The sequence below is a fragment of the Pseudomonas sp. BGI-2 genome, from assembly GCF_004310295.1.
Taxonomy (GTDB): domain Bacteria; phylum Pseudomonadota; class Gammaproteobacteria; order Pseudomonadales; family Pseudomonadaceae; genus Aquipseudomonas.
Genome location: NZ_SISB01000010.1, coordinates 75317 through 89508 on the forward strand (window position 1 = coordinate 75317; position 14192 = coordinate 89508).

At 59.8% G+C, this 14192-nt stretch carries 14 protein-coding genes; 3 read left to right on the forward strand and 11 right to left on the reverse strand.

The features are described 5' to 3' along the window. Positions 1-39 precede the first annotated feature (39 nt). Positions 40-348, reverse strand: coding sequence for a hypothetical protein (locus EYC95_RS09225; RefSeq protein WP_131060070.1), 309 nt, complete (start codon positions 346-348; stop codon positions 40-42). Positions 349-671: 323 nt separating this feature from the next. On the opposite strand from EYC95_RS09225, the gene yegS reads away from it, so the two are divergent. Next, positions 672-1589: a lipid kinase YegS gene (gene yegS, locus EYC95_RS09230; RefSeq protein WP_131060071.1), complete on the forward strand. Its 918-nt coding sequence runs from the start codon at positions 672-674 to the stop codon at positions 1587-1589. On the opposite strand, the gene EYC95_RS09235 is transcribed toward yegS, so the two are convergent. From EYC95_RS09235 to EYC95_RS09245, 3 genes are all read right to left on the reverse strand, one after another. Beyond that, a complete protein-coding gene (locus tag EYC95_RS09235; protein ID WP_131060072.1) occupies positions 1573-2232 on the reverse strand; it encodes a response regulator transcription factor in 660 nt (219 codons plus the stop codon). The genes yegS and EYC95_RS09235 overlap by 17 nt on opposite strands. Then, entirely contained in the window at positions 2229-3122 is an 894-nt protein-coding gene (locus EYC95_RS09240) for a sensor histidine kinase (protein WP_131060127.1), read from the reverse strand. The genes EYC95_RS09235 and EYC95_RS09240 overlap by 4 nt, the downstream gene beginning before the upstream one ends. Before the next feature lie 424 nt (positions 3123-3546). Further along, the gene (locus tag EYC95_RS09245) at positions 3547-4017 is read right to left on the reverse strand and encodes a hypothetical protein (RefSeq protein ID WP_131060073.1); all 471 of its coding nucleotides are present in this window, start codon (positions 4015-4017) and stop codon (positions 3547-3549) included. A 462-nt stretch (positions 4018-4479) separates the two neighbouring features. Between EYC95_RS09245 and EYC95_RS09250 the strand changes: the two genes are divergently transcribed. Next, a complete protein-coding gene (locus EYC95_RS09250) occupies positions 4480-5415 on the forward strand; it encodes a chemotaxis protein CheV (protein ID WP_131060074.1) in 936 nt (311 codons plus the stop codon). A gap of 280 nt (positions 5416-5695) precedes the next feature. After that, positions 5696-6502 (forward strand): MOSC domain-containing protein, encoded by an 807-nt coding sequence (locus tag EYC95_RS09255; RefSeq protein ID WP_131060075.1) that lies wholly within the window; start codon positions 5696-5698, stop codon positions 6500-6502. Between the two features lie 73 nt (positions 6503-6575). On the opposite strand, the gene EYC95_RS09260 is transcribed toward EYC95_RS09255, so the two are convergent. From EYC95_RS09260 to EYC95_RS09290, 7 genes are all read right to left on the reverse strand, one after another. After that, entirely contained in the window at positions 6576-6860 is a 285-nt protein-coding gene (locus tag EYC95_RS09260) for a pyrimidine/purine nucleoside phosphorylase (RefSeq protein WP_054614024.1), read from the reverse strand. A gap of 61 nt (positions 6861-6921) precedes the next feature. Continuing rightward, entirely contained in the window at positions 6922-7470 is a 549-nt protein-coding gene (locus tag EYC95_RS09265; RefSeq protein ID WP_131060076.1) for an exonuclease domain-containing protein, read from the reverse strand. Between the two features lie 71 nt (positions 7471-7541). Beyond that, positions 7542-9503 carry an acetyl/propionyl/methylcrotonyl-CoA carboxylase subunit alpha gene (locus EYC95_RS09270; RefSeq protein ID WP_131060077.1) on the reverse strand — a complete coding sequence of 654 codons (1962 nt, stop codon included), beginning with the start codon at positions 9501-9503 and terminating at the stop codon, positions 7542-7544. 106 nt (positions 9504-9609) lie between these two features. After that, positions 9610-10407: an enoyl-CoA hydratase-related protein gene (locus EYC95_RS09275; protein ID WP_131060078.1), complete on the reverse strand. Its 798-nt coding sequence runs from the start codon at positions 10405-10407 to the stop codon at positions 9610-9612. Beyond that, a complete protein-coding gene (gene atuD, locus EYC95_RS09280) occupies positions 10404-11561 on the reverse strand; it encodes a citronellyl-CoA dehydrogenase (RefSeq protein ID WP_131060079.1) in 1158 nt (385 codons plus the stop codon). Before atuD ends, EYC95_RS09275 begins: the two co-directional genes overlap by 4 nt. 133 nt (positions 11562-11694) lie before the next feature. Further along, a complete protein-coding gene (atuC, locus tag EYC95_RS09285) occupies positions 11695-13311 on the reverse strand; it encodes a geranyl-CoA carboxylase subunit beta (RefSeq protein WP_131060080.1) in 1617 nt (538 codons plus the stop codon). 3 nt (positions 13312-13314) lie between these two features. Beyond that, the gene (locus tag EYC95_RS09290) at positions 13315-14184 is read right to left on the reverse strand and encodes an SDR family oxidoreductase (protein WP_131060081.1); all 870 of its coding nucleotides are present in this window, start codon (positions 14182-14184) and stop codon (positions 13315-13317) included. Between the last annotated feature and the right edge of the window lie 8 nt (positions 14185-14192).

Below are 14192 nucleotides of genomic sequence, written 5' to 3' on the forward strand. Positions count from 1 at the left end.
CCGGTTGATCGCTCCGGGACTTGCGTGCAGGGCTAGCGTTTAACGCGCCAGAAGTGACACGACCTGATCGAAGCGGCTGTTGGCGACCCAGCCCAGCAGCCCCAGGACAACGGCTGTTCCTCCCGCTGAATAGGCCAACCTGTGTTTGATGGATTTTACATCGCCACGGACCTCTTCCATGTCTCTTCGGATGTATTTGAGGTGTGTCTCGAGTTCAATGACGCGAGGTTCCATATCAATTCCTCCGGCGGGCTTTGCGCTGTTATTGAATTCAGCCTGATGATTGGCGCGACTTTCTGGCAATGGCGCGACCTGACTGAGGGGTAACCTGATGTCATGACTTTGCATGGACTAAAACGCTCCTCGCTTTAAAGCCCTTTGGCTGGCCGACACTATCGATGATTGCGCTTCGTGCGGCCCTTGAAGAGGGTCTACTCATTGCTTGCACATCCCTGTGTATTTACTGTTGATGACTGATACCTCGGACACCAAGGTGTACCAATCGCCAAGGTAGGTCAATTGAGCCGATTCCTCACATCTTGTAAGAAAATATCCCCCCCTGTAGGACCGAGAGACTGCGCGCGTCAAAAAAATTCAATTCCTTGCAACTTTTATAGGGGTTGGCGAGGTCAACATCTCCCATACGGATTCCAATTATGGGAGCGACAACAATGAGTGAGCGCAAGGCGCTGTTGATTTTGCACGGCAAGCAGGCACTCAACGAAGAGGTCCGCACCGCCGTCGACGTTAAACGCGAGCAGGGCTGGGAGTTGGCGGTCCGACTGACCTGGGAGGCGGGTGATGCGCAGCGGCTGGTGGAAGAAGCCCTGAACGCAGGCTATACGCAACTGATTGCCGGAGGCGGTGATGGCACGTTGCGTGATATCGCCGATGCCATGGCAGCGCATTCGACGCAGGCCAGTCTGGTGCTGATGCCGCTGGGCACCGCGAACGATTTTGCTCGCGCCGCCGGTGTGCCCCTGGAACCCGCTCTGGCGCTGGACCTTTTGGACGCTGCCCCGCACGCGATCGATCTGGGGGAGGTTGGCGGTCAGGTCTTCCTGAACATGGCCACCGGCGGTTTTGGTAGCCAGGTCACGGCGAATACGTCGGAGGACTTGAAAAAAGTCCTCGGGGGCGCCGCCTATCTGTTCACCGGCTTATCGCGCTTCAGCGAGTTGCATGCCGCCTACGGCGAGTTGCAGGGGCCGGACTTTCATTGGAGCGGTGAGCTATTGGCGTTGGGGATCGGCAATGGTCGGCAGGCTGGCGGCGGTCACGTGCTGTGCCCGGAGGCACTGGCTGACGATGGTTTGCTGGATATCAGCATTTTGCCTGCGCCGCAGGAGTTGGTCGGTACGTTGAAAACGCTGCTGGCCGATGGCTTCGGCATCGACAACATGTTTGTGCGAGCTCGCCTGCCGTGGGTCGAGATCAAGGTCTCGGAAGGCCTTTACATTAATCTGGATGGCGAACCCATTGAGGGCGAGAGCCTGAGGTTTTCGGCGCGTCCAGCGGCATTGCGCGTGCATCTGCCGGAGAACTCGCCGCTGCTGAGTGCTTCGAATACGGCTAGTCGTCCAGGCTGATGATTTGCTCGCGCACGGCAAACAGTACCAGGCCGGCCACGTCGTAGATCTGCAAGCGCTTCATGATCTGCGAGCGGTGGGTCTCGACGGTTTTGATACTGAGGCCCAGGCCATTGGCGATTTCCCGGGTGGATTTGCCGCGAACAATCAGTCGCAGGATTTCCAGCTGACGGGCCGTCAGATTGTGCGAGTCCGCAGGCTCGGGCTGAAGTTTCTGGTTGCGTATAAGCGCCTGGTTGATGACCGTGTGGGCAATGGCCGGGCTCAGGTAGCGTTCGTTATTGCGCAAGGCATCCAGGGCATGTTCCAGCTCGGTGGCCGTGGTGTCTTTGAGCAAATAGCCATGAGCACCGGACTCAAGCGCCTGCATGATGAGGGCGGGGTCGGTGTGCATCGACAGGATCAGCACCTTGCTTTGCGGGCGTACCCGCTTGAGTCGTTGCAAGGCTTCAAGGCCACCGGTCTCCTTCATGGAGATATCCAGCAGCACAATGTCCGGCGACAGCTTCTCGACCATCTCGAGTAACTGCGAGCCGTCATTGGCCTCACCAATAACCGCGTAGCCAGGAATATCCAGCACCAGAGCGCGCACGCCTGCCCTGATAAGCGAGTGGTCATCCACCAGAAGTAAGTTACAAGTCAATGCATAACCTTATTCGTACTGGCCCGTTCGAGCGCACGGGGCGCCCAGGGAAAGAGTGCTTCGATTTGAGTGCCTTTGCCCGGCTCGCTGATCACGGCCAGGGTACCGCCCAGTTGATCGATCCGTTCCACCATCCCGGCCATCCCGCGCTGTCCCTCTCGACCGGGATCTGCTGCTGGCGCGAACCCCAGGCCATCATCGCTGATTAACAGCGCCAGACCCTGGGGCATGCGTTGCAGGCGGATCAACAGGTTGTTCGCTTCGGCGTGACGCAGGATATTGGTCACCGCTTCCTGGGTGATCCGAAAGGCGGCCACCGCCATTTCTTCGGGTATGCCGGTCAAACGTTGATGGCATTCAAGGCTCCAGTGCACTGAGGTATTGGCCAGGGTCTTGAGCAGATGCGCACGCAAACTGGCTTCCAGCCCGAGACTGGCCAACTGCCTGGGATGGAGAATGGCAGAGACATCACGAACTTTGGCCAGGGTTTCGTCCAGTGTGTCGCAGAGCACCGAGCACTGGCCCTGCATGTCTTCAGGCATCCGGCGTTTGAGCCATTCACTTTGAAGTTTTGCAGCGGTCAGCAACTGGCCGATGTCGTCATGCAGTTCTCGGCTGAGCCGATGGCGTTCATTTTCCTGTACTTCCAGCAGGCGGTCGGCCAGCTCTTGCGGCTGAAATTTTATCGACTTGCGCGACAGGAAATGTTGCACCCAGACGCAGGCGAGCGCCGCAATACTGAGTACCAGCAGGCTCAACGGCAGTGGAACGGACAGGCTGAAGACCAGCAGGCTGCCAAGTACCGAACTGGTGCACAGCAATAGCGTGAACCGCCGCGCGTTTTTTTGGGAGGGTGGCCATAGGGTGATTGACTTGAGACTGGCGTACATAGCGGATGGAGCCAATGGATGTTCGCTGCGGGCAGACCGGCCATCGTGGTTGACGGGTCTCTGTCTGAAAATCTGTAGTGACTCGTCTCAAGCAGTGCAGTCCAGGGTTGAAACTACAGCCTTTAACTTTTCGGGCCGCTCTCATCTGGAATCACTTTGCCATTAATTGGCGTCAACTAATGGTCGGCATAATACCACTTAAGATACCGTCGGTCGCGTCTGCTATATATGTCTATTCGGTCAGGAATTAAAAGCTCTGGACGATAGTTCCACAATGGAAAAAGTTTACGAAGGAGGGGTAGTTTATTTGTATCGAGCTGTCGTTGACAGATATGAAATATTCAATTGCGACATGAGCGCACTCAAGTTAATGAGCGGCATCATGGCAATAAGAATACGCAACACGGCATTGTTATCTGGCTAATTAAGCCTGTCGCTCCGAATAGGTAACGAGCGTGAACGGTTTGGAATTAACCGGTAACTGAAAATGGCTTTGTCCTACCTGAAAAGCAAAAGCTTCGATCAGGGAAGTCTGTTCACTGTCATCCAGACTGAGTTGGCCGGTGGTTTGATCGATGAGTTCGAGTTGCCAGGCCATCAGCGTGAAGCAGTCCTTCAGCGCACCCAGAGCCTGGTCGTGCAGTTCCATGTGACTTTGGGCGTGGTTCAGCAAGCCGTGTATGTGCAGCGAAAATTCGGATACCGCTTCCAGTGCCAGAGCATCGGCCTTGCTGGCCAATTTGAGGAGGCTGCTGAGCATGCAATCGATTGCGTCCTTGTCATTGCTGATCAACTGCAGATGGCTAAGGCACTCCTCCGATTTGGCCAGGAGTGTTTCTGCCTCGACGAGGAACTCCGGAAAGCGCTGAGCCCACTGTTTAGGGTCGTTCGGCATGCTTATCTCCACAACGTCATGTCAAATGAGGGGATGTCGTGTGTGTCGACGAAGACGTCCTGCGACCCGACGCTGCCGTGCCGGCATGAGATCGCGCTCCGGCAGGCCTGGGTGCAGGCTGGGGAACTCGAGAGGGTGGATGGCCACTTACCTGCGATCGCACACAAAAGCCTGACTCCGTTCATGCAATGAGAATGGCGTCACATTAATGGCTATTGGATATTGCGAATATCAGGTTGGGCCTGATTGTTACTAGGGGAATCCCTTACACAGGGGAACCTAACGTGCAAACCGAGGTCGCGCCGCAGGGGATGGAGCAGATGAAATTACTGCGCCAGTAAAGCATGATGTTAATGTGACATCAATGCCCGATCGTGGCATTTTGTCTCAGGGTCAAGATCTGGCAAAAACAGCCGATAACCCACTTTAGTGAATTCATCAGTACAAGCTCAGGAGTCATTAATGGCCGGCATTCTCGACACGGTAGACCAACGCACACAACTGGTGGGTGAGAATCGCCTGGAAATTCTCATGTTCCGGCTGGCCGGTCGGCAATTGTTCGCAATCAACGTCTTTAAAGTGCAGGAAGTGTTGCAACTGCCGAAGCTGACCCTGATGCCTCAGCGCCATCCGTTTGTCTGCGGCGTGGTCAACCTGCGTGGGCAGACGTTGCCGGTGATCGACCTGTCCCAAGCCATCGGCATGCGTCCGCTGGTGCCGAGCCCTACCAGTACGATCATCGTCACCGAGTACAACCGTTCGGTGCAGGCGTTCCTGGTGGGCGGCGTGGACCGCATCGTCAACATGAACTGGGAAGCCATTCTGCCGCCGCCCACCAGCGCCGGCCGCCAGCATTACCTGACCGCCATCAGCAAGGTCGACGATCAGTTGGTGGAAATCATCGACGTCGAAAAAGTCCTGGCCGAAATCGTGCCGTACAACGCCAAGGTCTCGCGCGAGAAACTCGATGACCCGGTGCTGGAACGCGCTCGCGGTCGTGAAGTGCTGCTGGTGGACGACTCCAACGTAGCCCTGTCGCAATTGCGCGACACCCTGGGCCAGTTGGGCGTGAAGATGCACATCGCCAGCGACGGCTTGAAGGCGCTGAACATGCTCAAGGCCTGGGCTGATACGGGCGTGTCGATGACCGACAAACTGCTGATGGTCTTTACCGACGCGGAAATGCCGGAAATGGACGGCTATCGCCTGACCACCGAAATCCGTAATGACCCGCGTCTGCGCGGCTTGTACGTGGTGCTGCACACGTCGCTGTCGGGCAGCTTCAACGACTCGATGGTCAAGAAGGTCGGCTGCGACAACTTCCTCTCCAAGTTCCAGCCGGACAAACTCGTCGACGTGGTGCGCCAGCGCCTGATGCTCGATGAAGTGCCTGCCTGATAACGACGCAGTCCTTGTGGGAGCGGGTTTGTGTGGCGAGGGGATTTATCCCCGTTGGGCGGCACAGCTGCCCCCAAGTGTGTTTACGCGGCGCATCAGTTGGAAATCATGTGCAGGTTTTGCGTCTGCTTCGCAGCCGAACGGGGCGGTGCGACGTTTCGCTAAATCCCCTCGCCACACAGGCCCGCTCCCACCGGGCATGCAGAGATCGGTTTTCAGCCTTTGATTCGGCGATCAAGCTCGTATAGGGTGGCTTTTTTTGCCCACCAGGGAGCTGGCCATGTTGCGTCTGAGCGCGCTTTACCGTTATCCGTTGAAATCCGGCATGGGCGAGACCCTGCAACAGGTCAGCCTCGACAAGCTGGGGCTGGACGGTGATCGACGCTGGATGCTCGTGGACAAGGCCAGCGGGCGCTTCCTGACCCAGCGCGCAGTGGGGCAGATGAGTCAGTTGTCGGCGCTGTGGAATGCCGGTGGTGGCCTGACCCTCAGTGCTCCCGGGCGCTCAGTGATCGATATTGCCTTGCCGGCCAGCGACGCTGAACTGCGCGGCGTGACGATCTTCAAAGACAGTCTGCGGGTGCCCGATGCCGGTGATGAGGCCGGCGCCTGGGTCAGTGAGTTCATCGGAAAGCCGACGCGACTGGTGCAAATTCCTCTGGATCGCGCGCGCACCACGCAAGCGGGCTACGGCAAGGACGACGATCAGGTGGCCTTCGCCGATGGCTTCCCGCTGCTGCTGATCGGGCAGGCATCCTTGGAGGACCTCTCGCAAAAGGTCGGACGCCCGCTGGAAATGCTGCGCTTTCGACCAAACCTGGTGATCGAGGGCAGCGAGGCGTATGCCGAAGACAGCTGGAAGCGCATTCGCATCGGCGATGTCGAGTTCCGCGTGGTCAAGTCCTGTTCGCGCTGCATCCTGACCACCATCGACCCGCAAACCGGTCAGCGCAGCGATGATCGCGAACCTCTGGCCACGTTGCAGAAGTACCGTTCCGAGGCCGACGGCGCGATGTTCGGGCAGAACCTGGTCAATGACAGCAACGGCCAACTTGAAGTCGGTATGCCGGTGACGATCCTGGAATAAACAGACTGAATGAAAAATGCCCGCGTCCCAAAAGGACGCGGGCATTTTTTTGTCGCTGTGAAACCCCGGGGTTTTAGCCGCGGTATTCGCACAGGTAAGCGGTGTCGACGGCCACTTTCAGCTGGAACTTGCTGTTGGCCGGCACGTTGAACTGGCTGCCGGCGGCGAAGGTTTCCCAGTCGCTGCTGTCAGGCAGTTTGACGGTCAGGGCGCCGGTCACCACGTGCATGATTTCGCGCTGGCTGGTGCCGAATTCGTATTCGCCCGGAGCCATGACGCCAATGGTCGCAGGACCTTCAGCGGTGCCAAAGGCGATCGACTTGACGGTGCCGTCGAAGTACTCGTTGACTTTAAACATGGGCGATTCCTCGAAAAGGGCTAAAAAGGGCCGGCCAGTATGCACAAGGCCTCGAATGCCGTCACCTCTCCTGGGGGAAAACCTGTGGCAACAAACGCGCCGTATTGCGCGCGTCCTCCAGTGCCCGATGTTGTTGGCCATTGAACTGCATGCCCACCAGTTGCAGGGCCCCATTGAGTCCCAGCGGGCGCTCCAGGCGTAGGGCCTTGGCAAAGCGCTGTTTGAGATTCATGTGCGGCACGCGACCAAGAACGCTGTCCAGTTGCAGTCGCTGCCATTCCTGAAGCAGTTGCTTGCGATCGTAATCGCCCCAACTGGCCCAGCCCTCCAGAACCGATTGATGGCGCCCGAGCCATTGCTCGAATGACGGCCAGACCTCGCTCAGCGTTTGCGCTGCGTCGACGTTAGCTTGTGTGATGTGCGTCAGTTCCCGGCAAAACGGCGTCAGCAGCGGCCGCAGCAATGGCCGTACGAAGCACTGGAAATAATCCACTTCGCGTCCTTTTCGGTCCACCAGAGTGGCACCGATTTCGATGATTTCCATTTCCGTTACTGGCCAGCCACCGTCATCGGTGGTGGCTTCCAGATCGATCACCAGCCAGTGAGGCATCGCAGGGTTCCTGGTATCCGCGTCCTGATAGGGCTTGAGCGTAGCCAAAGCCGACGGATCCGCCTAGCGGCTTATTCGACCTCCAACAAAATCTGACGATTTTTCACCTGATCGCCGACCCGGACCTGCAAGCGTTTAAGCACCCCGTCGATTCCTGATTTGAGCGGGTGTTCCATTTTCATCGCTTCGAGCACCAGCAGCAGCTGACCTTTACTGACCGGGCTGCCCTCGCTGACCAGCACGTCGACGATCGCCCCGTCCATGGGTGCCTTGAGGGTGCCGGAGCTGACGCTGGCCTGGCTGCTGACCAACGCTTGGGTGCGATCGACCAGTCGCAGGCTGCCGGGACGGGTGAACAGCCAGAGTTGCCCGGCCGTGAGGCGGTAGGCATGGCGTTGGCGGATGCCGTCAATCATCAGTGTTGCCCAGTGCCCGTCGCACTGGATGACCTTCAATTCGAGGGTTCGGCTGCCGACGTACAACCGGTACGGTGCGTCAGGCGCTGCGTTCAATTCCACCCCCCAGTCCTGATCCCCCAGGCCTATTTGAAAGTGCAGGGGCACGCTGGCGTTGTTTCGCCAACCGGCCAGCGGGGCGGGATGAACGTGCGCCGAAGCGTGATAGAACAGCGCAGCTGCAATGGCCAGTTCTTCGTCGCTCGGTACTGATGGATGCAGGCAGGGATGGTCGGCAAAACAGTTCGGGATGAACCCTGTGCTGAATTCGCCGCTGATGAACTGCGGGTGTTGCAGCAGGCTGGCGAGCAAGCGCTGATTGCTTTGCACGCCCAGCAGCACGTTGTCCTGCACTGCCCGCAACAGTTTGCGCCGGGCTTCTTCACGGGTCGCGCCATGGGCGATGAATTTGCCCAGCAGCGGATCGTAGAACGGACTGATGTTTTGGCCTTCGATCAAGCCATGATCGATCCGCACACCGTCTTGCAACGCAAGTTCCCACGCCTCGATTCGACCGGTTTGCGGCAAAAAGCCCTGAGCCGGATCTTCGGCGTACAAACGCACTTCCATGGCATGCCCGTTGAGCTGCACCTCTTCCTGTTTTAAAGGCAGCGGCAGGCCCTCGGCGACGTGCAGTTGCCAGGCCACCAGATCGAGGCCGGTGATCAGTTCTGTTACCGGGTGTTCCACTTGCAGGCGGGTGTTCATCTCGAGGAAGTAGAACTGCCCGCGTGTATCCAGCAGGAATTCCACGGTGCCAGCGCCCACGTAATTCACCGCACGACCGGCCTTGAGCGCCGCTTCACCCATGGCCTGACGCAACTCGGTGGTCATCACCGGGCAGGGCGCTTCTTCGATGACTTTCTGGTGGCGGCGCTGGATCGAACAGTCGCGTTCGCCGAGGTAGATCAGGTTGCCATGCTGGTCACCAAATACCTGGACCTCGACATGGCGCGGATCGATCAGCGCTTGTTCGAGGATCAGTTCGTCGCTGCCAAATCCGTGCAGCGCTTCGGAGCGCGCGGTTCGCAGCTGTTCCAGCAAATCGCCAGCGCTGTGCACCAGACGCATGCCCCGTCCGCCACCGCCGGCGCTGGCCTTGATCATCAGCGGGTAGCCGATGCGCTCGGCTTCGCGGCTCAGGGTCGCGTCGTCCTGTTCGGCGCCTTGATAGCCTTTGATGCACGGCACGCCGGCCGCGAGCATGGCGAGTTTCGACAGCCGTTTGCTGCCCATCAACTCGATCGCTTCGGGGCTCGGGCCAATGAAAGTGATGCCGGCTGTTTGGCAGGCGAGGGCGAATTCGGCGTTTTCCGAGAGGAATCCGTAGCCGGGGTGAATCGCGTCGGCACCGCTGCGCCGGGCGGCGTCGATGATCGCCGGGATGTTCAGGTAGGACTGCTGCACCGGGGCCGGGCCGATGCTCACGGCTTCATCGGCCATTTGGACGTGCAAGGCGTCGGCGTCGGCATCGCTGAATACGGCAACGGTGCGGTAGCCCAGGGCGTGGGCAGTGCGCTGGATGCGGCAGGCGATTTCGCCGCGGTTGGCGATCAGGATTTTGCTGAGTCCGGGCATTGGGTCTTCTCTCAAGTTATGCGGTGAAAGTGATGGCCTCTTCGCGGGCAAGCCTCGCTCCTACAGTCGGTGATATCTGTAGGAGCGAGGCTTGCCCGCGAAGCTTTTAAAGGGCCCAGCCCGGTTTACGCTTTTGCACGAATGCCATCGTCCCCTCGACCCCTTCAGACCCGGTCACCGCTTCGCTGAACCATTCGGCCGCCTCATCCAGCAAGGCGTCCGACGGCTGTCCCGCACTCGCCAGCAACAGTTTTTTGGTCGTGGCATTCGCCCCCGGCGCGCAGCACAACACATGGGCGAGGATTTCATCGAGGCGCTCGGCCAAGGCTTGCGCGTCATGCTCGACGAAATGCACCAACCCCATGCGCCGCGCCTGGGTGCCATCGAAACGCGCCGCCGTCAGTGCCAGTCGGCGCGCCTGGGTCAGGCCGATGCGCTGGACCACGAACGGCGCGATCTGCGCGGGCAGCAGACCGAGGCTGGTTTCCGGCAGACCGAACTGCGCCAGGTGATCAGCCAGCGCAACATCGCTGACGCAGGCCAGCCCCAATCCACCGCCGAGCACCGCGCCTTGCAGCACCGTGATCACCACTTGTGGCGCGTGTTGCACCTCTTGCAGCAGTGCGCCGAACGCTCGGTTCAAGTCGCGATAGGCCTGCGAGCCTTGAGCCCGGGCATTGGCCATGTCCTTGATGTCGCCGCCGGCACAAAAATGCCCGCCGCCCCCGCCGATCACCAGCGCCCGAATGGCTCGATCATCACGCACCGCTGCCAGCACCGCGCGTAGTTCGGCGACCATCTGCAAGCTCATGGCGTTGCGGCTTTCCGGGCGATTGAGGGTGATGTGCAGCACGCCGTTATGCGACTCCAACAACAAGGTTTGGCAAATCGGCAGGGCGCTCATTTCTTTTTCCCCGGCAGGATGCCCATGAGTTTGCAGATGATCCCCAGCATGATTTCGTCGGCCCCGCCGCCGATCGACACCAGGCGCACGTCACGGTAAGCGCGGGCCACCGGGTTATCCCACATGAAGCCCATGCCGCCCCAATATTGCAGGCAGCTGTCGCTGACTTCGCGGCCCAGGCGCCCGGCCTTGAGTTTGGCCATCGACGCCAGGCGCGTGACGTCCTGACCTTTGATGTATTGCTCGGTGGCCTGATAGACCAGCGCCCGCAGGCATTCGATTTCGGTTTGCAGTTCGGCCAGGCGGAAGTGAATGACCTGGTTGTCGATCAGCGCGCTGCCAAAGGTTTTGCGCTCCTTGCAGTACTCGATGGTGCTGTCGACGCAATATTCCAGGCCCTTGATCATGTTCGCCGCGCCGAACAAACGTTCTTCCTGGAATTGCAGCATCTGCATCATGAAGCCCGCACCTTCATGGCCGATGCGGTTGCGTTGCGGCACGCGCACGTTGTCGAAAAACACTTGGGCGGTTTCCGAACTGCGCATGCCGAGCTTGTCCAGGTGCGAACTGAGGCTGATGCCCGGGGTGTTCATCGGCACCATGATCAACGACTTGTTGATGTGCGGTTTGTCGTCCGAGGTGTTGGCCAGCAGGCAGATGAAGTCGGCGCTCGGCGAGTTGGTGATCCACATTTTGCTGCCGTTGATCACGTAGTCGTCGCCGTCCTTGCGGGCGGTGGTTTTCAATCCGGCCACGTCGGAACCGGCACCGACTTCGGAGACGCCGATGCAGCCGACCTGTTCGCCGGTAATCGCCGGACGGAGGAATTCTTCGCGCAATTCATCGGAGCCGAAGCGGGCGAGAGCAGGCGTGCACATGTCGGTCTGCACGCCGATGGACATCGGGATCCCGCCGCAGTGAGTCGTGCCGAACTCTTCGGCGGCGACGATCGAATAGCTGTAATCGAGCCCCATGCCGCCAAACTGTTCCGGTTTGGAAATCCCCAGCAGGCCGAGGTCGCCGGCCTTGCGGAAGATCTCGTGAATCGGGAAGCGTCCGGCCTTTTCCCATTCCTCGACATGAGGATTGATCTCGTGATCGACGAATTGGCGGACCGTGCGACGCAGTGCTTCGTGTTCCTGGGTGAAGATCATTTTTATTGTTCTCCTGACGGACCCGATCGTTCCCACGCTCTGCGTGGTAACGCCTCTTTGGACGCTCTGCGTCCGCTTTTGGGACGCGGAGCGTCCCGGGCTGCATTCCCACGCAGAGCGTGGGAACGATCAATCAAAATCTCGCGACGCCAAAACTATTGGTTTGCAATGGCCGCACGTCGGCCTCGTGACAGATGTCCAGCAAGTAGCCGAGCAAGGTCCGGGTATCCCGGGGGTCGATCAGCCCGTCGTCCCACAGGCTGGCGCTGCCATACAGCGCGGTGGACTGGCTGTCGAGTTTCTGCGCCGTGACCTGTTCCAGCATGTCGAGCATTTTCGGGTCAGGCACCAAACCGTCCTTGAGCTGTTTGGCCTCGGTGACGATTCGCAGCACCTTGCCGGCCTGGGCGCCCCCCATGACAGCGGTTCGGCTGTTGGGCCAGGCGAAGATGAAACGCGGGTCGAGGCCGCGGCCGCACATCGCGTAGTTGCCGGCGCCATAGGAGCCGCCGACGACGATGGTCAGTTTAGGCACCCGGGCGTTGGCCACCGCTTGAATCATCTTCGCGCCGTGTTTGATCACGCCTTGCTGTTCCGATTCGGTGCCGACCATGAACCCCGTGGTGTTGTGAAAAAACAGCAGCGGTGTCCGGCTCTGGTCACATAGTTGGATGAATTGCGCGGCTTTGCTCGCGCCCTTGGGTGTGATCGGGCCGTTGTTGCCGATGAATCCGCAGGTGCGACCCTGAATGTGCAAGTGGCCGCAAATGGTCTGCTGATCGAACTCACCCTTGAATTCGAGGAAGCTCGAACCGTCGGCAATCCGCGCGATGATTTCGCGCACGTCATAGGGCTTTTTCGGATCGTCGGGAATCAGCCCGAGCAACTCGTCGATCGGGTAGAGCGGCTCTTCCCAATACCTTGCGGGGGCTACGGGTAACCGCGCATTCCACGACAGCAGGCTGATGATCTCGCGCACCTGACGCACGCCATCGGCATCATTCTCGGCCAGGTATTCGGCGGTGCCGGCGGTTTGCGCGTGCATCTCGGCGCCGCCCAGTTCTTCATCGGTGGCGACTTCACCGGTGGCGGCTTTGAGCAGCGGCGGGCCGGCCAGAAACAGCTTAGCCTTGCCGCGAACCACCACCACGTAATCCGAGAGCCCCGGCTGATAAGCCCCACCCGCCGTGGCCGAGCCGTGAACCACGGTGATCTGCGGCAGCCCCATGGCCGACATCCGCGCCTGATTGGCAAAGCTGCGGGCGCCTTCGACGAATATCTCTGCCGCGTAATTGAGGTTCGCGCCGCCGCTCTCGGCGAGGGTGATCACCGGCAGTTTGTTCTCCATGGCGATCTGTTGCAGGCGCAGGGACTTTTTCAGGCCGCTGGGGGAAATGGTCCCGCCCTTGATCGCGCTGTTGTTCGCCACCACCAGCACCCGCACGCCGGACACGTAGCCGATCCCGGCGATCAAACCGCCACCGGCCGAGCTGCCGTCCTTGTCGTCGTGCAGTTTGTAGCCGGCCAAGCTCGCCAGTTCGAGGAACGGCGCGCCGGGGTCGAGCAGTAGATTGAGGCGTTCACGGGGCAGTAACTGGCCGCGCTTGTCGAACCTGGGCTTGGCCTCGGCTGCCTTGTTCAGCAGGTTTTGTTCGAGCTGACGGACTTGCTCGATGCCGACCAGCATTGCCGTGCGGTTCTGGGCGAACTGTTCGCTGAACGGGTCCACGTGTGACTGGATCACCGGCATGGCTTACTCCTTGTCCTTGAGTACGTCGGGCAAATACGCCCGATGGAAACCGTTGTACGACTCGCTGTTCTGCGCCTTGTGAATCGGCCACGCCCGACCGCCAAGGCTCGCCGCACCGTCGATGCGCAACGTGCTGCCGCTGACGAACCCCGCTGCCGGACTGAGCAGGAAAACAATCGCCGCGCTGACTTCGGATTCAGTGCCGATGCGCTTGAGCGGCACGTGTTCGCGCAAGGTTGGAATCACTGCTTTGAACGCACCTTCGTAGGTGTCCATGCCGCTCGATGCCACCCAGCCCGGCGCCACCGCGTTAACCCGCACCCCGGCATAGCCCCATTCGAAGGCAGCGGTTTTCGTGAGGTTATCCATGCCCGAGCGCGCCGCGCCCGAGTGACCCATGCCGGGCATCCCGCCCCACATGTCGGCGAGCATGTTGACGATGGCGCCGCCGTGTTGGCTCATCGACTGATTGAACACTTCCCGGGCTATCAGGAAACCGCCCACCAGGTTGGTGCGCATCACGGTTTCGAAACCCTTCTGAGTGATCGAGGCCAGCGGCGACGGGTATTGCCCGCCGGCATTGTTGACCAGCCCGTGAATCGGGCCGTGCTTGCGGATCAACTCGCTGACCAGCTGCTTGACCGCTTCTTCTTCACGAATATCGCAGGTGGCCCAATCCGCCTTGCCTCCGTCCTCGGCAATCTCGGCGGCCACGCTTTTCAACTTGTCAGCCTTGCGCCCGACCAGCAGCACATGGGCACCGAGCGCCGCCAGCTCATGGGCGGTGCAGCGGCCGATGCCGCTGCCGCCACCGGGGACGATGATGTTTTGGCCTGCAAACAGATCGGCTTTGAAAATCGAATCGTACGCCATGGCGACAG